This window comes from Paraburkholderia fungorum, from assembly GCF_003610895.1.
GTDB classification, from domain to species: Bacteria; Pseudomonadota; Gammaproteobacteria; order Burkholderiales; family Burkholderiaceae; genus Paraburkholderia; species Paraburkholderia fungorum_B.
The window spans coordinates 1-21,748 of the sequence record NZ_MCAS01000009.1; the positions used below are offsets into that span (position 1 = coordinate 1).

Annotated in this window: 23 protein-coding genes; 13 read left to right on the forward strand and 10 right to left on the reverse strand. The window is 62.9% G+C overall.

What is annotated here, in order from left to right; translation table 11 throughout:
• From BCY88_RS10165 to BCY88_RS10175, 3 genes are all read left to right on the forward strand, one after another.
• A partial coding sequence (locus tag BCY88_RS10165) for an electron transfer flavoprotein subunit beta/FixA family protein (RefSeq protein ID WP_404935684.1) occupies nt 1–264 on the forward strand: 264 nt, incomplete at its 5' end.
• 13 nt (nt 265–277) lie between these two features.
• Nucleotides 278–1,213 (forward strand): electron transfer flavoprotein subunit alpha/FixB family protein, encoded by a 936-nt coding sequence (locus BCY88_RS10170; RefSeq protein WP_120344141.1) that lies wholly within the window; start codon nt 278–280, stop codon nt 1,211–1,213.
• Between the two features lie 103 nt (nt 1,214–1,316).
• Nucleotides 1,317–3,107 (forward strand): acyl-CoA dehydrogenase, encoded by a 1,791-nt coding sequence (locus tag BCY88_RS10175; protein WP_120344142.1) that lies wholly within the window; start codon nt 1,317–1,319, stop codon nt 3,105–3,107.
• A gap of 159 nt (nt 3,108–3,266) precedes the next feature.
• On the opposite strand, the gene BCY88_RS10180 is transcribed toward BCY88_RS10175, so the two are convergent.
• Nucleotides 3,267–4,553 carry a D-amino acid dehydrogenase gene (locus BCY88_RS10180; protein WP_120344143.1) on the reverse strand — a complete coding sequence of 429 codons (1,287 nt, stop codon included), beginning with the start codon at nt 4,551–4,553 and terminating at the stop codon, nt 3,267–3,269.
• 160 nt (nt 4,554–4,713) lie between these two features.
• Between BCY88_RS10180 and BCY88_RS10185 the strand changes: the two genes are divergently transcribed.
• Together BCY88_RS10185 and BCY88_RS10190 are read left to right on the forward strand one after the other, a co-directional pair.
• Nucleotides 4,714–5,202 (forward strand): Lrp/AsnC ligand binding domain-containing protein, encoded by a 489-nt coding sequence (locus tag BCY88_RS10185; protein ID WP_054036112.1) that lies wholly within the window; start codon nt 4,714–4,716, stop codon nt 5,200–5,202.
• Nucleotides 5,203–5,302: 100 nt separating this feature from the next.
• On the forward strand, nt 5,303–6,445 hold the full coding sequence (locus BCY88_RS10190; protein ID WP_120344144.1) for a PA0069 family radical SAM protein: 1,143 nt from the start codon (nt 5,303–5,305) through the stop codon (nt 6,443–6,445).
• 16 nt (nt 6,446–6,461) lie between these two features.
• Here BCY88_RS10190 and BCY88_RS10195 read toward each other — a convergent pair whose 3' ends face one another.
• A complete protein-coding gene (locus BCY88_RS10195) occupies nt 6,462–6,929 on the reverse strand; it encodes an NINE protein (RefSeq protein WP_120344145.1) in 468 nt (155 codons plus the stop codon).
• 119 nt (nt 6,930–7,048) lie between these two features.
• Nucleotides 7,049–8,251: a PQQ-dependent sugar dehydrogenase gene (locus tag BCY88_RS10200; protein ID WP_120344146.1), complete on the reverse strand. Its 1,203-nt coding sequence runs from the start codon at nt 8,249–8,251 to the stop codon at nt 7,049–7,051.
• 172 nt (nt 8,252–8,423) lie between these two features.
• Here BCY88_RS10200 and rpsP point away from each other — a divergent pair, with 172 nt between their 5' ends.
• The 6 genes from rpsP (at nt 8,424) to BCY88_RS10230 (ending at nt 12,730) form a co-directional block, all read left to right on the forward strand.
• Entirely contained in the window at nt 8,424–8,678 is a 255-nt protein-coding gene (gene rpsP / locus BCY88_RS10205) for a 30S ribosomal protein S16 (RefSeq protein WP_006050280.1), read from the forward strand.
• A gap of 117 nt (nt 8,679–8,795) precedes the next feature.
• Complete coding sequence (gene rimM / locus BCY88_RS10210) at nt 8,796–9,530, forward strand: ribosome maturation factor RimM (RefSeq protein WP_120344147.1); 735 nt, start codon at nt 8,796–8,798, stop codon at nt 9,528–9,530.
• A gap of 24 nt (nt 9,531–9,554) precedes the next feature.
• Nucleotides 9,555–10,322, forward strand: coding sequence for a tRNA (guanosine(37)-N1)-methyltransferase TrmD (gene trmD, locus BCY88_RS10215; RefSeq protein WP_120344148.1), 768 nt, complete (start codon nt 9,555–9,557; stop codon nt 10,320–10,322).
• Between the two features lie 155 nt (nt 10,323–10,477).
• Nucleotides 10,478–10,867, forward strand: a complete 390-nt coding sequence (gene rplS / locus BCY88_RS10220; RefSeq protein WP_012433948.1) for a 50S ribosomal protein L19 — start codon at nt 10,478–10,480, stop codon at nt 10,865–10,867.
• 93 nt (nt 10,868–10,960) lie between these two features.
• The gene (locus BCY88_RS10225) at nt 10,961–11,677 is read left to right on the forward strand and encodes a CoA pyrophosphatase (protein ID WP_120344149.1); all 717 of its coding nucleotides are present in this window, start codon (nt 10,961–10,963) and stop codon (nt 11,675–11,677) included.
• A gap of 114 nt (nt 11,678–11,791) precedes the next feature.
• Entirely contained in the window at nt 11,792–12,730 is a 939-nt protein-coding gene (locus tag BCY88_RS10230) for a CobD/CbiB family protein (protein ID WP_120344150.1), read from the forward strand.
• 109 nt (nt 12,731–12,839) lie between these two features.
• Here the strand turns inward: BCY88_RS10230 and BCY88_RS10235 are convergent, their stop codons facing one another.
• Genes BCY88_RS10235 through BCY88_RS10245 form a run of 3 tightly spaced genes read right to left on the reverse strand, consistent with a single transcriptional unit; the run spans nt 12,840 to nt 15,388 of the window.
• Entirely contained in the window at nt 12,840–13,160 is a 321-nt protein-coding gene (locus BCY88_RS10235) for a putative signal transducing protein (RefSeq protein ID WP_120344151.1), read from the reverse strand.
• Between the two features lie 30 nt (nt 13,161–13,190).
• Nucleotides 13,191–14,132: a ribosome small subunit-dependent GTPase A gene (rsgA, locus tag BCY88_RS10240; RefSeq protein ID WP_120344152.1), complete on the reverse strand. Its 942-nt coding sequence runs from the start codon at nt 14,130–14,132 to the stop codon at nt 13,191–13,193.
• A complete protein-coding gene (locus BCY88_RS10245; protein ID WP_120344153.1) occupies nt 14,129–15,388 on the reverse strand; it encodes a M48 family metallopeptidase in 1,260 nt (419 codons plus the stop codon). Before BCY88_RS10245 ends, rsgA begins: the two co-directional genes overlap by 4 nt.
• 169 nt (nt 15,389–15,557) lie before the next feature.
• Here BCY88_RS10245 and orn point away from each other — a divergent pair, with 169 nt between their 5' ends.
• Nucleotides 15,558–16,166 carry an oligoribonuclease gene (gene orn / locus BCY88_RS10250; RefSeq protein ID WP_120344154.1) on the forward strand — a complete coding sequence of 203 codons (609 nt, stop codon included), beginning with the start codon at nt 15,558–15,560 and terminating at the stop codon, nt 16,164–16,166.
• 103 nt (nt 16,167–16,269) lie between these two features.
• On the opposite strand, the gene mog is transcribed toward orn, so the two are convergent.
• On the reverse strand, nt 16,270–16,950 hold the full coding sequence (mog, locus tag BCY88_RS10255; RefSeq protein ID WP_120344155.1) for a molybdopterin adenylyltransferase: 681 nt from the start codon (nt 16,948–16,950) through the stop codon (nt 16,270–16,272).
• Nucleotides 16,931–17,542: a ribosome biogenesis factor YjgA gene (gene yjgA / locus BCY88_RS10260; RefSeq protein WP_120344284.1), complete on the reverse strand. Its 612-nt coding sequence runs from the start codon at nt 17,540–17,542 to the stop codon at nt 16,931–16,933. Before yjgA ends, mog begins: the two co-directional genes overlap by 20 nt.
• Before the next feature lie 351 nt (nt 17,543–17,893).
• Between yjgA and pmbA the strand changes: the two genes are divergently transcribed.
• Nucleotides 17,894–19,264, forward strand: coding sequence for a metalloprotease PmbA (gene pmbA, locus BCY88_RS10265; protein ID WP_074282596.1), 1,371 nt, complete (start codon nt 17,894–17,896; stop codon nt 19,262–19,264).
• A 168-nt stretch (nt 19,265–19,432) separates the two neighbouring features.
• On the opposite strand, the gene BCY88_RS10270 is transcribed toward pmbA, so the two are convergent.
• Together BCY88_RS10270 and BCY88_RS10275 are read right to left on the reverse strand one after the other, a co-directional pair.
• Entirely contained in the window at nt 19,433–19,933 is a 501-nt protein-coding gene (locus BCY88_RS10270) for a dihydrofolate reductase (protein WP_120344156.1), read from the reverse strand.
• A gap of 197 nt (nt 19,934–20,130) precedes the next feature.
• Nucleotides 20,131–21,741 carry a sigma-54 dependent transcriptional regulator gene (locus BCY88_RS10275; protein WP_259461360.1) on the reverse strand — a complete coding sequence of 537 codons (1,611 nt, stop codon included), beginning with the start codon at nt 21,739–21,741 and terminating at the stop codon, nt 20,131–20,133.
• Between the last annotated feature and the right edge of the window lie 7 nt (nt 21,742–21,748).

Below are 21,748 nucleotides of genomic sequence, written 5' to 3' on the forward strand. Positions count from 1 at the left end.
GCGGAAACGCTGTCGCTGAGCCTGCCCGCTGTGATCACCACCGATCTGCGCCTGAACGAGCCGCGCTACGTGACGCTGCCGAACATCATGAAGGCGAAGAAGAAGCCGCTGGAAGTCGTCAAGCCGGAAGACCTCGGCGTTGATGTGACGCCGCGCCTGAAGACGCTGAAGGTTGTCGAGCCGCCGAAGCGCTCCGCCGGTGTGAAGGTGCCGGATGTGAAGACGCTGGTCGAGAAGCTGAAGACCGAAGCCAAGGTGCTGTGAGGAGACGGACGAAATGACGAATCTGGTAATTGCTGAACACGACGGTGCATCGATCAAAGCCGCGACGCTGAACACGATCGCAGCGGCACAGAAGATCGGTGGCGACATTCATGTGCTGGTCGCAGGTGAAAACGCACAGGCCGCGGCGGATGCGGCAGCGAAGATTGCGGGCGTGAGCAAGGTGTTGCTGGCCGACGCGCCGCAACTGGCAGCGGGCCTCGCGGAAAACGTCGAAGCGACAGTGCTGAACATCGCGAAGAACTACACGCACATCCTCGCGCCGGCGACTGCCTACGGCAAGAACATCGCGCCGCGTATCGCCGCGAAGCTCGACGTCGCACAGATCAGCGACATCACCGCCGTGGACAGCGCCGACACGTTCGAGCGCCCGATCTACGCCGGCAACGCAATCGCGACGGTGCAATCGGCTGATCCGATCAAGGTCATCACGGTTCGCACGACGGGTTTCGATGCGGTCGCAGCAGAAGGCGGCAGCGCAGCGGTCGAGAAGATCGAAGCAGCCGCCGACAGCGGCCTGTCGCAGTTCGTCAGCCGTGAAGTGACGAAGCTGGACCGTCCGGAACTGACCTCGGCGAAGATCATCGTCTCGGGTGGCCGGGGTCTCGGCAACGGCGAGAACTACACCAAGGTGCTGGAGCCGCTGGCCGACAAGCTGAACGCGGCGCTGGGCGCATCGCGTGCAGCGGTCGATGCGGGCTTCGTGCCGAACGACTATCAGGTCGGCCAGACCGGCAAGATCGTCGCGCCGCAACTGTACGTGGCGGTCGGCATCTCCGGTGCGATCCAGCATCTGGCCGGTATGAAGGACTCGAAGGTGATCGTGGCGATCAACAAGGACCCGGAAGCGCCGATTTTCAGCGTCGCCGATTATGGTCTGGTGGGTGATCTGTTCACGGTCGTGCCGGAACTCGTGAGCGAGCTCGGCTAAGCGCCGTAGCGCCGGTTACAAGGCGTCTGGCAGCACACGAAAGGGCGCAGGACCTATCAAGTCCGGCGCCCTTTTTTTATCGACAGGCAGGAGGAGAACTGAAATGAGCTATACGGCGCCCATCAAGGACATGCTGTTCGTGATGAAAGAACTGGCCGGTCTCGAAGACATCGCGACGCTGCCGGGCTTCGAAGACGCGAACCTCGACACGGCTCAGGCCGTGCTCGACGAATCGGCGAAACTGTGCGGTGAAGTGCTGGCGCCCTTGAACGTGGAAGGCGACCGCAATCCGAGCAGCTGGAAGGACGGCGTGGTTACCGCGACGCCCGGTTTCAAGGATGCGTTCCGCCAGTTCGGCGAAGGCGGCTGGCAAGGCGTGCAACATCCGCTCGACTACGAAGGCCAGGGTCTGCCCAAGCTGATCGCTACAGCGTGTATCGAGATGCTGAACGCGTCGAACCTGTCGTTCGCGCTGTGCCCGCTGCTCACGGATGGCGCCATCGAGGCGCTACTCACGGCGGGCAGCGAAGAGCAGAAACAAACCTACGTACCCAAGCTGATTTCCGGCGAGTGGACCGGCACGATGAATCTGACCGAGCCGCAAGCCGGCTCCGATCTCGCCCTGGTACGCACGCGCGCAGAGCCGCAAGGCGACGGTTCGTTCAAGCTCTTCGGCACCAAGATCTTCATTACGTGGGGCGAGCACGACATGGCGCAGAACATCGCCCATCTCGTGCTGGCGCGCACGCCGAATGCACCGGAAGGCGTCAAGGGCATTTCGCTTTTCATCGTGCCGAAGTTTCTGGTCAACGAAGACGGCTCGCTCGGCGAGCGTAACGACGTCCATTGCGTGTCGATCGAGCACAAGCTCGGCATCAAGGCGAGCCCGACGGCGGTGCTGCAATTCGGCGATCACGGCGGCGCGATCGGCCACCTGATCGGCGAAGAAAATCGCGGCCTCGAGTACATGTTCATCATGATGAACGCGGCGCGTTTCGCGGTGGGCATGCAAGGCGTTGCCGTGTCGGATCGTGCCTATCAAAAGGCTGTGGCGTATGCGAAGGATCGCGTGCAGAGCCGGCCGGTGGATGGCTCCGCGAAACAGTCGGTGGCGATCATTCAGCACCCGGACGTGCGTCGCATGCTCGCCACGATGCGTGGTCTCACCGAGGCGTCGCGCGCGTTGGCGTATGTCGCCGCGGCTCACTGCGATATCGCGCATCGTCACCCCGACGAAGCCAGGCGTGCCGAACATCAGGCGATCTACGAATACCTCGTGCCGATCGTGAAGGGCTGGAGCACGGAACTGTCGATCGACGTGACGAGCCTCGGCGTGCAGGTTCATGGCGGCATGGGTTTCATCGAAGAAACCGGTGCAGCGCAGTACTACCGCGACGCGCGCATTCTGCCGATCTACGAAGGGACGACCGCGATCCAGGCCAACGACCTGATCGGCCGCAAGACTTTGCGTGACGGCGGCAAGGTGGCGAAGGCGCTGCTGGCCGGCGTCGCCGAAACGATCGAGGCGCTCGGTGCGCAACAAGGCGCGGCGTTCGAATCGATGAAGACGTATCTGGCGCAGGGGCATCGTTCGCTCGCCGCGGTGATCGATTTCGTTGTCGCCAACACGAAGAGCGATCCGAACGCGGTGTTCGCCGGCAGTGTGCCGTATCTGAAGCTGGCGGGCATTGTGCTGGGCGGCTGGCAGATGGCGCGCGCGTTGCTCGTGGCGGCTGAAAAGCGCGCCGAGGATCCGTCGTTCTACGGCGCGAAGGTCGCCACCGCGCAGTTCTACGCTGAGCATGTGCTGCCGCTGGCTTCGGCCCTGGAAGCGTCGATTGTCACGGCGAAGGGTGGGGAGAGCGTGCTGGCGCTGTCCGAAGATCAGTTCTGATGCTGCATTGCTGTCGAGCCATGTAGTGAAGGCTCACGCATAAAAAGACAAACGGCGCCCTGTTCGGGGCGCCGTTTGTCTTTGTCAGGCCGGTCTGTCTGTGATGACGAACCGGCGCAACCGCTCGCGAAGCGTTGAAACGTTAATCCAGGTTAATCCTTATGCATAAGCCGGGCGATGTGCGCCGCCGGTCTCGCCGAGATAGCGATGCACCGACAGATCGTCAGCCTTGATTGCCGGTTGCTTGCCCGACATCACGTCGGCCAGCAATTGGCCCGAGCCGCACGACATGGTCCATCCCAGCGTGCCGTGACCCGTGTTCAAAAACAGGTTAGGCACGGGGGTGCGGCCGACGATCGGCGTGCCGTCCGGCGTCATCGGACGCAGGCCGGTCCAGAAGCTGGCCTTCGACGTATCGCCGCCGCCCGGAAACAGATCGTTCACGCACAGTTCCAGCGTTTCGCGGCGCGCCTCGCGCAACGATTTGTCGAAACCGACGATCTCCGCCATGCCGCCGACGCGAATCCGGTCGTCGAAGCGCGTGATCGCGATCTTGTAGGTTTCGTCGAGCACGGTCGAAACCGGTGCGGACGCCTCGTTGACGATCGGCGCGGTGATCGAATAACCCTTGAGCGGGTAGACCGGAATCTTCACGAGGCCGGACAGGAATTTCGTCGAGTACGAACCGAGCGCCACGACGAACGAATCCGCGCGCACCAGTTCATCGCCGCATTGCACGCCCGCGATACGGTCGCCCGCCATGGCGAGTGCGTCGATCGGCGTGTTGTAGCGGAACTTGACACCCAGCTGTTCGGCCAGCGCGGCGAGGCGCGTGGTGAACATCTGGCAATCGCCGGTTTCGTCGCCCGGCAGGCGCAGACCGCCCGTCAGCTTGTGCGAGACAGCGGCGAGCGCCGGTTCGGCTTGCCCGAGTTCGGCCGACGACAGCAATTCATACGGCACGTTGGCTTCCTGCAGCACGGCGATGTCTTTCGCGGCGCCGTCGAACTGTTGTTGCGTGCGGAACACCTGCAGCGTGCCGCCGGTGCGGCCTTCGTACTGGATGCCGGTTTCGGCGCGCAGCGCCTGCAAACAATCGCGGCTGTATTCAGCGAGGCGGACCATGCGGCCCTTGTTCACGGCATAACGCGACGACGTGCAGTTCTGCAGCATCTGCCACATCCATTGCAACTGGAATTGCGTGCCGTCGAGGCGGATCGCCAGCGGCGCATGTTTCTGGAACATCCACTTGACGGCCTTCAGCGGCACGCCTGGTGCGGCCCACGGCGACGCGTAGCCCGGCGAGATCTGGCCGGCATTGGCAAAGCTGGTTTCGAGCGCCGGGCCGGCCTCGCGATCGATCACCGTGACTTCGTGACCGGCACGCGCCAGATAATAAGCACTCGTCACACCGACGACGCCACTGCCCAAAACGACAACTCGCATAGCTGCTCCAGAGAAAGGTCTGAGGGCGCCGCGCTCGTCGATTCGTTGGCATTCATTCGATTGACGAGGTGTAACGCGGATCACCCAGTGTTAACCGCTATACTATTAACAGTCAGGTAGGTTTTGTTATTGTATTTTCAGAATTTTCAGCAAAAACACCATGCGCACACAACGCCAACCGATCCGGGCTCTCGACAAACTCGATCACAAGATCTTGCGGCTCCTGCAGCAGGACGGCCGAATGGCGATGAAAGACCTCGCCGAACAGGTTGGGCTGTCGGTTACGCCGTGTATCGAGCGCGTCAAGCGGATGGAGCGTGATGGCGTGATCACCGGCTATCACGCACGTGTCAACCCGGCTGAGCTGGGCGCCGCGCTGCTGGTGTTCGTCGAGATCACGCTCGATCACAAAAGCGGCAACATGTTCGACCAGTTCCGCCGCGAAGTGCAGAAGATTCCCGAGGTGCTGGAGTGCCACCTCGTGTCAGGCGACTTCGACTATCTGATCAAGGCGCGCATTGGCGAAATGGCCGATTACCGCAAACTGCTGGGCGACATCCTGCTGCAACTGCCCGGCGCGGTGCAGTCGAAGAGCTATGTGGTGATGGAAGAGATCAAGGAAACGCTGACGATCGCGGTTGGCGATTAGGTGACTGCGAAGGTCCGTAGCTGGGCTCGACAAACGGCGTAAACACTGTATATTTATACAGGTGTTTTGCGCCGTTTCCTGTTTTTTGCGTGCTCCAGCCGTGACCGATTCCGACCCCCACTCAGCGAACGAATTCCCAATCGCTCCGCCCACGCCTCGCAAGGGGCGCGGTGCGGTGACGAACATGCAAGGCCGTTACGAAGTCGACCAGCGCGAAGGGGTGGACGACGGCTGGCTGTCGTCGTCAGAGGAAGACGGCGAACCCAAGGTGCTGCGCACGCAGGTTTTCGAAGAGCGGGCCAAGACCATTCTCACGCGCAATGCGTCGCCGGATATTCCGTTCAGCGTATCGCTGAACCCGTATCGGGGCTGCGAGCATGGCTGTATCTATTGCTTCGCTCGGCCCACGCATAGTTATCTGGGGCTCTCGCCCGGTCTCGACTTCGAAAGCCGCATTTACGCGAAGATCAACGCGCCCGAATTGCTCGAACGCGAGTTGTCGAAGAAGTCCTATGTACCCGAGCCGATCGCGCTGGGCGTCATTACCGACGCCTGGCAGCCCGCCGAACGTGATTTGCGGCTTACGCGGCGGGTGATCGAAGTGCTCAGCGAGCGGGGTCATCCATTTGCGGCGATCACCAAATCGTCGCTGATCGAGCGCGATCTCGATCTGCTCGCACCCATGGCGGCGCGCGGGCAGTTCATGGCGGCTATCACCATCACCACGCTCGATGCGGATATCGCGCGCACGCTCGAGCCGCGTGCGGCCACGCCGTCGCGTCGATTGCGCACCATCCGTACGTTGAGCGAGGCGGGTATTCCCGTTGGCGTGAGCATTGCGCCGGTGATTCCGTTCGTCACCGAGCAGGACATGGAGCGCGTGCTGGAAGCTTGTGCCGAGGCCGGCGCAAGCAATGCGAGCTACATCGTGTTGCGCCTGCCGTGGGAAGTCGCGCCGCTATTCAAAGATTGGCTCGCGGCGCATTTCCCCGATCGTGCTGATCGTGTGATGAGCCGCGTGCGCGATATGCGGGGCGGGAAGGACTACGACTCGAACTTCTCCACTCGCATGAAGGGAGAGGGGCTATGGGCAGATTTGCTGAAACAACGCTTCCATCAGGCCGCACGCCGGCTCGGGCTAAACCAGCGCGATCGCGGCATTCTGGATATGTCGCACTTTCGTCGGGCCGAATTGGCGCGTCCTGAGCCGCCGCGCGAGAATCCCCAGTTGAGGCTTTTCTAGCGCGGTGCGCGGCAGATCATTGCGACAGCGCCTTGGCCGCCTGGACCTGACTTTCGAAGTAAGTCTGAAATGAGATTGCGAGGCCCGTCATCAGCAGGAACGCCCCGATCAGCAGGGAAAAGATCACGATGAAAATGACGGTCCAGCCCGAGCGGCTCTTGCGTTGAGTGTGCGCATTGAACTGCGCGTCCCATTTTTCATCCGGGCGCAGGCCATAGACGATCGCTGCCAGAAAAGCGGAGAGCAGCGAAACAGCGCCGAAAAACGCCAGCACCCAACCGGGCATGGAGGCTCGCTCGCTTGCCACCACCAGCAGGGCGCCTGGAATCCCGATTAGCGTGCCGAGCAGATGAGCCCAGCCGTAAATGTCACGCTTGCCGTACAGATAGAAGCGGTGGGCGCCGAGGCTGCCGAAGAAGAATGCCAGCGCAGCGGTAATCGTCTTGGATCTGAAATGCGAGGAAGTCGAAGCAAGGGTGGACATGTAGGCGAGAGCAGAGTGACAGGCGGTCGAAAGGAGCGGCGCGCCGGCGGCGCGGACCGTCGCGCATTCTACGCCACGCCGTGTGGTGGCGCTCACGTGACAGGTGAGCGCGGCTACGGTCAAGGTGCCGAGTAGGTCACGCGGTAGACCGCGCCGGCGTAGTCGTCGCTGATCAGGAGTGAACCGTCAGGCATCGGTTGCACGTCAACCGGGCGGCCCCATACCGTTTCGCCCGGTTGGAGCCAGCCTTCGGCAAAGACTTCCTGGCGTGCGTTGCGGCCGTCAGGGTCGGTGATCACCCGCACGACGCGGTAGCCGACCTTCTTGCTGCGGTTCCACGAGCCGTGTTCGGCGATAAAAATACTGTCCCGATAGGCGGCCGGAAACATCGAACCGGTGTAAAAACGCATGCCGAGCGAGGCCACGTGCGCGCCGAGTTTGACAACCGGCGGCGTGAAGGCGCTGCAGGGGTGGTCCTTGCCGAATTCGGGGTCGGGCGTGTCGCCGCCGTGGCAGTACGGAAAACCGAAATCCATGCCGACGCGCGGCGCGCGGTTGAGCTTGTCGTCCGGTACGTCGTCGCCCATCAGATCGCGGCCGTTGTCGGTGAACCACAGTTCGTGCGTCACCGGATGCCACGCGAAGCCGACCGTGTTGCGAACGCCGCGCGCCACCACTTCATAGTGGCTGCCGTCCGGGTCCATGCGGCCAATCAGGCCGAAGCGGTCGCGGTCTTTCAGGCAGACGTTGCAGGGTGCGCCTTGCGGCACGTATAGCTTGCCATCTGGCCCGAAAGCGATGAATTTCCAGCCGTGATGCGTCTCTGCCGGCAGTTTGTCGGTGACGACAACGGGCTTGGGCGGGTCGTTCAGATGGGCGTCGATCGCGTCGAAGCGTAGAATTTTCGATACCGCGGACACATACAGTGCGACATCCCGCCACGCTACGCCCGCTGGTGTTTCCAGTCCGGAGGCGATCACGTGACGCGCTGTCACGCGTCCGTCGCGCAATTCAAGCGCGTAGATGTGGCCGTCGAGGCTGCCTATATAGAGGACGCCTTTCGGCGAGAGCGCCATGCCCCGTGCGCTGGGTACCGCGTCCGACAGGACTTCGATATGGAAGCCCGGCGGCAGCTTGATGCGCTCGACCGGCAGCGCGGCCAGTGCCGGCAGGGCAGTTGCCGCGAGCAACAACGCTATGCCAGTCCGCAGTGCCCAAACGCGGATGGCTCGCGGCGCGCCGCTGAGCAGCAAAAAATCGGCGATTGGTCGAAAGATGGCGCGTGTGACGAAAAAAAACGCGGGCGGCAGCAGGAGTTTCATGGGCGCTCCGTCAGGGTATTCGGGCGTTTTGGCGCGGTCCAGGCCACCCGCCTGTATGACTGGCGCAACCCGGATACTCAGTTTATCCCCGTAAGTGTTTGTTATGGCGTCGGTTTCCCGCTATAATCGCGTGTTTCAGTCGTTCCGCACCCCGGTTTTCAAGGATTCTAATATGGTCATCATCCGCTTGGCTCGTGGCGGCTCCAAGAAGCGCCCGTTCTACAACATCGTCGCAACCGATTCGCGTAACCGTCGTGACGGCCGCTTCATCGAACGCGTTGGCTTCTACAACCCGGTCGCTACGAAGGGTGAGTCGCTGCGTATCGCTCAAGACCGCCTGACGTACTGGCAAGGCGTTGGCGCACAACTGTCGCCGACCGTCGAGCGTCTCGTGAAAGAAGCGCAAAAGGCGCAGCCGGCTGCTTAATGGTAGCTAGCATGCGTATCGTCGTCGGTTCGGCCGGCGGCTCGCGCAGCTTGCGTGAGCAGTCCGATGCGCGAGTTTTGCTGAAGCAGACGTCGAAGTCGGCAGTGAGGTTCTGTTATGTCTGAGCGTGATTCCGGCGGTCCAGGTCGCGTCAAGGCAAAAGCGGCAGCCCCGCGCGCGAAGACGTCTGATCAGACGCCGTTCGGTGCATTCGTCCGCAAGCCGGTCGAAGGAGCCGAAGGCAAGGCGAAAGCCAAAGTTGCAAACGCCGCTTCCGGCGCCGCAGAAATGCGAGTGGAAACGGTGGAAAGCTGGCCGGCCGATGCGGTCGAGGTCGGTGCAATCGTCGACGCTTACGGCCTCAAAGGCTGGGTCAAGGTAGCCGCGCACGCGGATGCCGGACATGGCGGAGACGCGTTGCTAAGCGCGAAGCGCTGGTGGTTGCTGAAAGGCCACGAGCGCAAGTCGGCGCCGTCATTACAGGCCAAAACGCATAGCGACAGTATCGTTGCCCATCTGGGCGGCGTCTCTGACCGCGATGTGGCGCTGGCATTGCGCGGCACGCGCGTTTATATCAGCCGCAGCGAATTTCCGGCTCTCGGGGCCGACGAATTCTACTGGGTCGACCTGCTCGGCCTGGATGTGGTGAACGTTGCCGGGGTTCACCTCGGTAAGGTTGCAGACATGATCGACAACGGTGCGCATTCGGTGTTGCGCATCGAATATCCGGATACTGACAAAAGCGGTAAGCCGGTCACCGGCGAGCGTTTGATCCCGTTCGTCGGCGTCTTTGTCAAAACGGTGGATCAGGCGGCGAAGCAGATCATCGTCGACTGGGAAGCTGATTACTAAATAACTCGCTGACTGGAGAGAGCGATGCAGTTCGATGTCGTGACGCTCTTTCCTGACATGTTTCGTGCGCTGACCGACTGGGGTATCACCAGCCGTGCGGCGAAGCAGGAGCGCTACGGGTTGCGTACGTGGAATCCACGCGATTTCACTACAGACAACTACCGCACAATCGACGATCGCCCCTACGGCGGCGGCCCCGGCATGGTCATGCTGGCCAAGCCTCTGGAAGACGCGATCGGTGCCGCGAAAGCGGCGCAGGCGGAGCAGGGCATCGGCGCACCGCGCGTCGTGATGATGTCGCCGCAAGGCGCCACGCTCAATCACGATCGTGTCATGCGGTTCGCGGCCGAGCCCGGCCTGATCCTGTTGTGCGGGCGCTATGAAGCGATCGATCAGCGTTTGCTCGACCGTGTTGTCGACGAAGAAGTCAGCCTCGGCGACTTCGTGCTGTCCGGCGGCGAATTGCCTGCAATGGCCTTGATGGATGCTGTGGTGCGTCAGTTGCCCGGCGTGCTGAACGACTCTCAATCGGCGGTGCAGGACAGTTTCGTCGACGTGCTGCTGGATTGTCCGCATTACACGCGTCCGGAGGAGTACGACGGTGTGCGTGTGCCCGATGTGCTGCTCGGCGGCCATCATGCGGAAATCGTGGCATGGCGCCGACGTGAGGCCTTGCGCAACACGTTGAACAAACGGCCCGATCTGATCGTGAAGGCCAGAAAGAACAAGATGTTGAGCCGTGCCGACGAGGCATGGCTTGCGAGTCTCGCGAAGGAAGCGTCGAAGGCGTAAAGCCTCGGTCTTTCGAGCGGACATAGGCGGTGCCGCACATGCGTGTACGGCGCCAGATGTGAACCCATCCTCTATCGGGGCCGTAGCCGAACGCAACAGGTAAAACCAGCGTGAGGCAGGTACGAACGTCGACAAGATGGATTTAGGAGTCAGTGATGAATCTGATTGCAATACTCGAGCAGGAAGAAATCGGCCGCGCCCTCGGCGAGAAGACCATCCCCGAATTCGCCCCCGGCGATACGGTGATCGTCAGCGTGAACGTGGTTGAAGGTACGCGTAAGCGTGTTCAGGCTTACGAAGGCGTCGTGATCGCCAAGCGTAATCGTGGTCTGAATTCGTCGTTCATCGTCCGCAAGATTTCGTCGGGCGAAGGCGTCGAGCGTACGTTCCAGACGTACTCGCCGCTGCTGGCAAGCATCGTCGTGAAGCGTCGTGGCGATGTGCGTCGTGCGAAGCTGTACTACCTGCGCGACCGTTCGGGCAAGTCGGCTCGGATCAAGGAAAAGCTGGTCGCCAAGAAAGACCGCGCTGCTCCGGAAGCGTAAAAGCTGTAAGAAAAAGCACCCCTCGCGGGTGCTTTTTTGTTTGCCAGGTCAAAATAGCGGAATGTCCCCTATCCGCTCATTCCGAGAAACCCGTTGATCCGCCCCGTCTTTGAGCCTGAAACTCTACCTGTCGAAGCGACGGGCGCCGATCTGCCGCCGGTGGTTGCCGCGCGCCTGACGCCTGATGGCCTGCGCGCGCGTTTCGAACAGCGTCTGAGTTGGACGCCTGAGCCGATCATCGAAGCACCCTGGCGCGATCAGCACGTCGATCCGCGCGTTGCCGCCGTGCTGGTGCCGCTGGTCGTGCGCGAGAACGGTCTCACCGTGCTCCTGACCCAACGTGCCGACCATCTGAACGACCACGCCGGCCAGGTGAGCTTTCCCGGTGGCCGCCATGAGCCTTTCGACGCCGACGCGACCGCCACGGCATTGCGTGAGGCGCAGGAAGAAGTCGGTCTCGATCCGTCGCGCGTTGAAATTCTCGGTGCCTTGCCCGACTATCTGACGGGCACAGGGTTTCGCGTGACGCCCGTGATCAGTCTTGTGCATCCGCCCTTCGCGTTGAAAGTGGATGCACTCGAAGTAGCCGATGTGTTTGAAGTGCCGCTGGCTTTTCTGATGGACCCCGCGCATCACGAAGAGCGCGTGTTTCGTTACGAAGGCGGCGAGCGGCGCTTTTTCGCCATGCCTTATCCGCGGGCGGCGTCGGTGGATGCTGGGGATCGCGAGGTACAAATGGGCGGCCATTATTTCATCTGGGGCGCGACAGCGGCGATGCTGCGCAACTTCTATCGCTTTCTCGCGGCATAGGCCGCGGCGACCTGTGCAGTTGTTGAGTGTTTGTCAACGTCTGCGCTCAGTCGCATCCGACCCTGTGCTATCGTTATAAAACAATCGTAAAACTCGAAAAGCACGGCGCATCGCATGACTTTTTTCTCCGTATTGCTGGCTCTGATCATTGAACAGGTACGCGCACTGTCGCCGAACAATCCGGTGTCCGCGCTGCTTCAATACCATGCGGAGTCGGCGGCGCACGGATTCGATGCCGGCAAACCCAAGCACGGCCTGCTCGCGTGGCTCGTGGTGGTGGTGCCGTGGACACTGGCTGTCGCGCTCGTCTACTACGTGCTTTACCACATCCACTTTGCGCTGGCGTTCCTGTGGAACGTCGCGGTGTTGTACTTCACGCTCGGCTTCCGGCAGTTCAGCCACTACTTCACGGATATCCACCTCGCGTTGAACAACGACGATGTGCCGCGCGCGCGTGAGATCCTGAATGAATGGACCGGGCTCGATACCGTCGACATGCCCGTCAGTGAAATCGTGCGTCATACGCTGATTCACGCGGTGGTTGCCTCGCATCGGCATGTGTTTGGCGTGTTCTTCTGGTTCCTGATTCCGGTTGGGCCGGCGGGCGCGGTGCTGTATCGGATTGCCGAGTATCTGGCACGTGCATGGGCCCGGCCGGTCGACGATCGCACAGTCGCGTTTTCGAGTTTCGCGCAGCGTGCCTTTTTCGTGATCGACTGGGTGCCGGCGCGGCTCACGTCGCTGGGCTTTGCGATTGTCGGCAATTTCGAAGACGCGATTTATGCGTGGCGCAACCACGCGCGTCAATGGCCGGATGCGAACGACGGCGTGCTGCTGGCCGCGGGCAGTGGGGCGCTCGGTGCGCGTCTGAGCGGTCCGCTCGCCGAGCAGTCGAGCCTTGACGCGCTCGCCACCGGCGATGGCGGCCCGATGCAGGTCGGCGACGACTGCACGCCGCGTACGCTGCAATCGGCCGTGGGTCTCGTTTGGCGCGCGGTGGTGCTATGGATGATCCTGCTGCTGATGCTGACGATCGCGGTGTGGCTGGCCTGAAGCCGCGGGGCAGCTAACGCATGATGCAATAGAGAAAGCCGGGTTCTTACCCGGCTTTCTTGCTTATGCCGCAATGACCTTAAGGTCTGGCGCCAGAGTCCAGGTGGCTTCACCCATCCAGCGGATTGCGCGCCGTCCCGCACTGCCAGCACACGGTGAACTGTGCTTCGAGCGTCTCTCCGCACTGGCGGCATTGCCATGAAGGCGAACCTGGCGCCGGTCCATGCGAGGCCGCATCTATCAAACGTCTCGCCATCGCTTCGTCGCGCTCGTCGACGAGCCATAGCTCCGGCGCGCATTGATCCGCCGGAATATCGCCGAGTGCGCCGTTCAGGTAACGGTTATGCAACTCACAGGCGATGCCCGCCGCCTCCAGTACATTCACCCAGTGTTGCCCGATGATCAGATTCGGCGCGCGCATCAATTTCATCGTGAATCCATGGGTTGATGGCGACGCGCGTTAGCGCACGATCTGGCTGGCTTCGTGCACCAGTTGCGCATAGAGCGCATGCCGTTCACGCCGGATCTGCCCATCGGCGACCGCTTCGAGAATCGCGCAGCCCGGCTCCTGCAAGTGATGGCAGTTGTAGAAGCGGCAGTTCGGCAGCAGCGGCCGGAACTCGGGGAACGCGCGTTCGAGCCGGCCCTCGGTCAGATGATGCAAACCGAATTCCTGGAAGCCCGGAGAATCGATCAGCGCGCCGCCGTGGCTGCCCGGCAACGGGTAGAGCCGCGTGAAAGTCGTGGTATGCCGCCCGCTGTTCAGCGCGGTCGATATCTCGCGGGTGGCGACTTCGGCATCGGGAATCAGCAGGTTCACCAAGGTCGATTTGCCCATGCCGGATTGACCGAGCAGCAGCGTCGAATGGCCTTGCAGATGCTCGATCAGAAGAGCGCGAGCGGCCTCGGGCTGCGTCTTGATCGATACCTCGACCACCGTGTAGCCGAGCGCGCGATACGATTCGAGCCGTTTGCGCGCGCCCTCCAGCGCGCCGGTCACGTCGATCTTGTTCAGCACGATCAACGGCTTCAGTTCGTTCGCCTCGGCGGCCACCAGTGCGCGGCCGAGCAGGTCCTCGCTGAAATGCGGCTCGGTCGCGAGCACGATCAGCAACTGATCGAGATTCGCGGCAAACAGCTTCGACTTGTACTGATCCGAGCGATACAACAGATTGCGGCGTTCGCCGATCTCGACGATCACACCCTGATCGGCCGAGGTCGGCTCGTAAATCACGCGATCGCCCACGGCCACCTCGCTGCGCTTGCCGCGCGGGAAGCACTGGAGCATCGGGCTGCCGTCTTCCGGCGCGACCAGGTAGTGGCGTCCATGAGCGGCAATCACGAGGCCGCCCACGCGTGTGCTGGACGGCGCGCGCGGCGCTTTCGGGGAGCGGCCGCTCATGCGTGCCGCAGCAGGCGGTCGATTCGCTGCGACGCCGGCGGATGCGAATAATAAAACGCGGTGTAGAGCGGATCGGGCGTCAGGGTCGACGCGTTGTCCTCATACAGCTTGACGAGCGCGTTCACGAGGTCTTGTGCATCGGTTTGCGTGGCAGCGAAGGCGTCGGCTTCGAACTCGTGCTTGCGCGAGGTGAGGCTGCCAAGCGGTGTGACGAAGAACAGAAACACCGGCAGCGCGAGCAGGAACAACACCAGCGCGAGTCCGCCGTTGCCGCCGAGCAGCGACGGCCGCACACCTAGCCCCTCGAAGAACCAGACTTGCTGCACCAGCCAGCCGAGCAGGGCGAGCATGACCAGACTAATAGCGAAAGCGACCAGCATCCCCTTGAGGATGTGGCGGCGCTTGAAGTGGCCGAGTTCGTGCGCGAGGACGGCTTCGATCTCGTTGCCGGACAGGCGCGCGAGCAGCGTGTCGAAGAAGACGATCCGCTTGGTGGCGCCAAAACCGCTGAAATAGGCATTACCGTGCGCGCTGCGGCGGCTGCCGTCCATCACGAACAGGCCGCGCACCGCGAAGCCGCAGCGCTTCATCAATGCTTCGATACGACCGGCAAGCGCCTCGTCCTTGAGCGGCTCGAACTTGTTGAAGAGCGGCGCGATGAAAGTCGGGAAGATGAACTGCACCAGCAGCTGGAATCCCACCCACACGAACCACGCCCACAACCACCACAGGTTGCCGGCCTGGTCCATCAGCCACAGCACGACGAACAGCAGCGGCAGGCCCAGCACCACGCCGAGCAGCACGCCCTTGATACGGTCGGTGAAGAAAATACTCTTGCTCATCCGGTTGAAGCCGAAGCGTTGCTCGACCACGAATTGCCGGTAGTACTCGAACGGCAGATCGAGCAGGCCGGTGATCGCAATCACCGCCGCGACCAGCGCGATCTGGCCGACATAACCGCGGCCGAACCAGTCGGAGATCGCCAGATCGAGCGCCTGGACGCCACCTAGCAGGGTCAGTCCGATCAGGACGGCGGCGCCGACGACGACCTCGATCATCGTGAGCCGGGTGCGTTCGATGGTGTAGTCCGCGGCGCGTTGGTGCGCGGTGAGCGCGATGGTGCCGGAGAACTGGCTCGGCACCTGGTCGCGATGGCCGGCGACGAAGCGGATCTGCCGCGACGCGAGCCACAGTTTGGTGCCGACCATCGCCACGACGGCGACGACGAACAGAACAGTGAAGTACAGGGTGGGCATCCGGGGATTCCGTGGTAACTATGCGAGAATTATATGTTTCTTCCCGCCTGGCGGCGGGAGCGGTAAGCCAAAATCGGCCCAAACCGGCTCAAGCCAATCTCATACGAACAATCGCCGCGGCGAATCTGCTTCCAGTGAAGCGGTTTGCCCGGCCCTCAGGGTTGCCTTCATGACTGACATCCTCGCATCCACCGAACAGCCGCCGCTCGTGCGCAGCGACATGAATCTCGTCTGGCTGGACATGGAAATGACCGGACTCGAACCGGACACCGACCGCATCATCGAAATCGCGGTGGTGGTGACGAATTCGACGCTCGACCGGCTGGTCGAGGGACCGGTGCTGGCGATTCATCAGAGCGACGCGACGCTCGCCGGAATGGATCAGTGGAACCAGAACACGCATGGCCGCTCGGGTCTGATCGACCGCGTGAAGGCGTCGACGGTGAGCGAAGCCGACGCCACCGAGCAGATCCGCGACTTTCTGGCCGCTTATGTGCCGCCGGGCAAGTCGCCGATGTGCGGCAATTCGATCTGTCAGGACCGTCGCTTCATGGCGCGCTGGATGCCGGATCTGGAGCGCGTCTTCCATTACCGCAATCTCGACGTCAGCACCCTGAAGGAACTGTGCCGCCGCTGGCAGCCGGCGATCTACAAGGGTTTCCAGAAACGCGCGATGCACACGGCGCTGGCCGACATCCACGAATCGATCGACGAGCTGAAGTACTACCGCGAACACTTCCTGATTCCGGCAGCGCCGGAAGGGGCGGCGGCGGAGTAAACCCGTCACGGCTCCGGGTACTGCGGCGGCGGAATTCACGCTGCCGCAGCTACGACGATGCTGACTGACGGTGCAATAACGCCGCGCCGCAGCAGCGTCGGACTCAAGCCTGCCGAGGCGCGCGCACCGCGCTCTTCGGCCGGAACGCCTTCACCACGTCGGCGTTCGTTTCCATATACGGGCCGCCGATCAGGTCGATGCAATAGGGCACCGCGGCGAAAATGCCCGGCACCTTCACAGCGCCGCCCGCTTCGGTGTCGCGCAAACCTTCCAGTGTTTCCTTGATCGACTTCGGCTGGCCGGGCAGATTGATGATCAGCGCCGCGTGTTGCGCGGTTTCGCGAATCACGGCCACCTGGCGCGACAGAATCGCGGTCGGCACGAAATTCAGGCTGATTTGCCGCATCTGCTCGCCGAAACCCGGCATTTCCTTCGTCGCTACCGCGAGAGTCGCTTCCGGCGTCACGTCGCGGCGCGACGGACCCGTGCCGCCGGTGGTCAGCACCAGATCGCAACCCACTTCGTCGACCAGTTCGATCAGCGTGGCGGAGATCGTGGCCGCGTCGTCCTGAATCAGGCGCGTGAGCACCTGAAACGGCGAGCTCAAAGCGGCGCCGAGCCATTCCTGCAGCGCCGGAATGCCTTTGTCCTCGTACACGCCAGTAGACGCGCGGTCGCTGATCGACACCAGGCCGATCACGATTTCATCGGGATGCCGGCGTGTCGCCTGGCGTGCGGCCCCGCTTGTCACATCAGTTGCCACATTAGGCGTCGCGGTCGTCATCGTCGTCTTCCTGCGCGTCTTCTGCCTCGGAATCGGTGTCGGCGGACGGGCCGTCGGCGTTCTTGATCCACTGGAACAGCTCACGGAAGTAGCGTGGCGGCTTGCTTTGCTGCGCTTCCTTGCGGGCGTTGCGGATCAGCGTGCGGCCCTGCTGCGGATCGGCGTTCGGGTGCTGGCGGATGAATTCGGTCAGCGCGGCGTCGTCGGCGAGCAGTTTTTCGCGGGTGCGTTCGATCCAGTGGAGCTTGGCTGTTTCCGCCTTGTTGACGCCGTTATAGGTGTCGAGCGCGGTGCGCAGCGCGGCGGTTTCCTCTTCCAGCAGCGAGCGCATCACGCGCCCGACGTACTGCACCTGGCGGCGCTTGCCTTCGTGGTCGGTGATGCGGCGCGCTTCACGCACGGCGTCGTCGAGCTTTTCGGGCATCGGCATGCGCTTGAGCGCGTCTTTGGGCAGGGCGATCAGCGCCGAGCCCAGTTCCTGCAGCTCGTGCATTTCGCGCTTGAGCTGGGACTTGCTGGGGCGGTCGTAGCCGTTCTCGTCGACTTCCGGCTCGGCGGATTCGATGGGTTGAATGCGGGTTTTGCGTGTCATACCGATATTGTAGCGTGCCGCGCCCTCCCAACCCGCCGTGCTGCTGTGCACAAGGCTTCCGGCGCGGTTTTTTGCAAGCCCGCCCAGCCCGGTCATCCAGGACCAGACCGGCACAAAGCCATCGCAATGCGACGACGGCGCCGCCACTACGCCGAGGCAAAACAACGCTCAGCGAATGCCAGGTACAGGTTCGCGTACCTTGCTATGATCGCGGGATGCGTGACTACGCAAACACTACGCAAATGAGCATGCAACCGGGCACGCAAAAGGCGCGCGCAAAAATGCGGGCGCACTTGCGTGGCATGGGCGAACACACAGGGCCGCGCGGCCCCGAACAGGACGGCAACGACAATGGCAGCAGACATGGACGTCAAGCAGCGCTTTTTTCCGCATACCCAGGATGAACTGAAGGAAATCGCCTCGGACATCCTTCGTCACGCGAAGTCGCTCGGCGGCACCGACGCGGCGACCGAGATTTCCGAAGGCGACGGCCTGTCGGTCTCCGTGCGGCGCGGCGAAGTCGAGACGATCGAACACAACCGCGACAAGATGGTCGGCGTGACGGTGTTCATCGGCAACAAGCGCGGCAACGCGAGCACCTCGGACTTTTCGTCGCAGGCCTTGAAGGACACGGTCGCGGCGGCGTACAACATCGCCCGCTTCACGGCGGAAGACGACTGCGCGGGTCTCGCCGAAGCAGACTTGCTCGAAACCGCACCGCGCGATCTCGATCTGTATCACCCGTGGAATCTCTCCGCGGACGAAGCGGTCGAAATCGCCCGCCGCTCGGAAGACGCAGCGTTCGCCACCGACCCGCAGATCAAGAATTCGGAGGGTGCGAGCGTTTCCGCGCAGCACTCGCAATTCGTGCTGGCCACCTCGCGTGGCTTCCTCGCGGGCTATCCGTACTCGCGCCACTACATCGCGTGTGCGCCGATCGCCGGCAGCGGCCGCAACATGCAGCGCGACGACTGGTACACGTCGACCCGCAGCGCGGCAGACCTGGCCGACCCGGAAGCAGTGGGCCGTTATGCGGCGCAACGGGCGCTGTCGCGCATCGGCGCGCGCGGGCTCGACACGCGCAAGGTGCCGGTGCTGTTCGAAGCGCCGCTCGCCGCCGGCATTCTCGGCGCGTTCGTGCAGGCAACCAGCGGCGGCGCGCTGTATCGCAAGACGTCGTTCCTCGTCGATAGCCTCGGCAAGCCGGTCTTTGCGCCGCACATCCAGGTGGTCGAAGATCCGCATGTCGCGCGTGCCATGGGCAGCGCGCCGTTCGACGAAGAAGGCGTGCGCACCAAACAACGTTCGGTGGTGAAGGACGGCGTGGTGGAAGGCTATTTCCTCTCCACCTACTCGGCGCGCAAGCTCGGCATGCAGACCACCGGCAACGCCGGCGGCTCGCACAATCTGTCGCTGCGCAGCTCGAAGACGCGTCCGGAAGACGACTTCGAAGAAATGCTGAAGAAGCTCGGCACGGGCCTGCTGCTGACCGAACTGATGGGGCAGGGCGTGAACTACGTGACGGGCGATTATTCGCGCGGCGCGTCGGGCTTCTGGGTCGAGAACGGCAAGATCCAGTATCCGGTCGAGGAAATCACCGTGGCGAGCACGCTGCAGGAAATGTTCCGGCATATCGTCGCAATCGGCGCGGATACGATCACGCGCGGCACCAAGGAAACGGGCTCGGTGCTGATCGAACGGATGACGATCGCGGGTCAGTAAGCGGCTGGAAAGAGCGCTAAAAAGGCTGGAAACCAGAACGCCACGCATGCAACTGCGTGGCGTTTTTTATGCGCGCGTGGTGGCTGAGGGCAAAGGATGAATGCGCGAATCTTCACGCCAGAAGCGTGGGCCGTCGCTCAGGCTCGGTGCAACAACCTGCAACAACCCTCATGCACCCTTGCGCTTGTACGTTACGAACGCGTAATCGAAGTCGTTCGGCGCGTCCGCACGATGGGTCTCATGGGCGACTTCTTCCCATTCGTTTTCGTCGAGATCCGGGAATGTGGCGTCGCCTTCAAAGTCGGCTGAGATCTCGGTGATGATGAGTTTGTCGGCCTGACGCAGGCCTTCCGCATACAGCTGCGCGCCGCCGATCAGGAACGCTTCCGGTGCCTGGTCCTGAGCGGCGAGCGTGAGCGCGTCTTCGAGCGTGGTAGCCGCGTCGCAGCCCTGGAAGCGCCGCGTGGCGTCCCGTGTCACGACAATGTTGCGGCGTCCCGGCAACGGCCGGCCGATCGATTCATGCGTCTTGCGGCCCATGATGATGGGCGCGCCCATCGTGGTGCGCTTGAAGAACGCGAGGTCTTCGGGAAGTCGCCAGGGCAACTGGTTGTCGCGGCCGATCACGCCATTATTGGCGCGAGCGACGATCAGGGTGAGCGTCGTCATCGAATGGAAAGGGGAACGTAACCAGGACGATTCTACCTGAGGTGAAAGACGGCGCTGCTACGTCAGCCGCCAGGGCCTGGTGCGACCGGCTGAGCGCCTCCGCCCAGGCGCTCCCTGCTAGACGCGCCTAGCCGGTGCTCCCGCCAGGTGCGCCCAGCCAGGTGCCCCCGGCCAGGTGCGCCCAGCCAGGCTCCCCCTCATTCATGCGCGGGCTCGCCGGTGGCGAACGCCTCGAGCGACGCTTTCTCGTCGGCGGCGCTCGGATCCCGCAAGCCGTGCTGGCCCATCAGCCGGTATAGCGTGACGCGCGAAATGTTCAGATCGGTCGCCGCCTCGTTCAACCGGTGACGATGCCGCAGCAGCGCGGCTTCGATCGCGCGCTTCTCGGCGGCTTCGCGCGCCTGCGAGAGGCTCATCGTCTGTTGCTCGGTGAACTGCGCGAGGTCGAGATCGTCGGCGGAAATCAGTTTGTTTTCCGCCATCACGATCGCGCGGCGCACCCGGTTGATCAGTTCGCGCACATTGCCGGGCCAGCTGTAGTTGTACATCGCCTCGATCGCGGACGGCGTAAAGCCGCGGATCTTGCGCGCGCTGTCGGTCTTGAACTTGTGCATGATGTGATGCGCAAGAATCTCAATGTCCTTGCCGCGGGCGCGCAGCGGCGGTTCGTCGACACGCAGCACGCACAGGCGGTGAAACAGGTCGGCGCGGAACCGTCCTTCGCGCATCGCGACCTCGAGATCCACGTGAGTCGCCGAGATGATGCGCACATCCACCTGGATCGATTCGCGCCCGCCAAGCCGCTCGATCTTGCCTTCCTGCAAAAAGCGCAGCAGGCTTGCCTGGCTTTCCATCGGCAGGTCGCCGATTTCGTCGAGCAGCAGGGTGCCGCCGTCCGCCGCCTCGACCCGGCCGATCTTGCGCTGGTTCGCGCCGGTGAACGCGCCGCGTTCATAGCCGAATAGTTCGGACTGCAGCAGATGATGCGGAATCGCGCCACAGTTGATCGCGATGAACGGCGCCTTGCGGCGCGGCGAGCGCTCGTGAATCGCCAGCGCGGTGAGTTCCTTGCCGGTACCGGATTCGCCCGAGATGAACACGCTGGCGTCGGTATTGGCGACTTTGCGAATGGTGCGGAACAGTTGCTGCATCGCTTCGCAGGTGCCGACCATTTCGTCTTCGTCGTCTGCCGCGGCGGGCGCGGCAGGCGGAATCTCGTCGACATCGCACAGCGTCACCATGCCGAATGCGTGACTGGCGAGGTAGTCGATCGTGATGTTGGCCACCGGCGTCTTGACGTAGTCGAAGCAGTAGTGGCGGATCAGGCGCCGCACACCCGGGTCGGCGAGGCGCTCCGAAGTAACGAGCGCGATCCAGCCAATCTGCTGTTGACGCAAGCTCGCTTCGAGTCCGCCAAGATCGCGCGGCGCAAAGCTGGCGAGGTCGGCGATGCCGGCGCAGACCACGTCCGGCTTGAGCAGGCGCGCAACCTCATGCGCCGAGCGGGCCACCATCACGTGCCAGCCACGGCTTTTCAGATGCGCGCTGAGCCCCTCGTCCGGCGTGCGCGCGACGTAGAGCAGTGTCCGCTCGGTCTGCGCGTGCGGCAGACCGCTCCCTTTCGCGGTGGTAGAGGGTTCGTGCAAGCGCTCCACAACGGCCTCCTGAGGACGCGCCAAAGAGACTTCCGATGGGCGTCCCCCGAGGACGCCCGTTGCTCGTGTCACAGGACCTTCCGGCGCCCGGGCAATCGACAGATGAGTGCCGGAGGGCAAGGCCACGCTGCTCAGATGGGGTGATTCGCGCACGATCAGC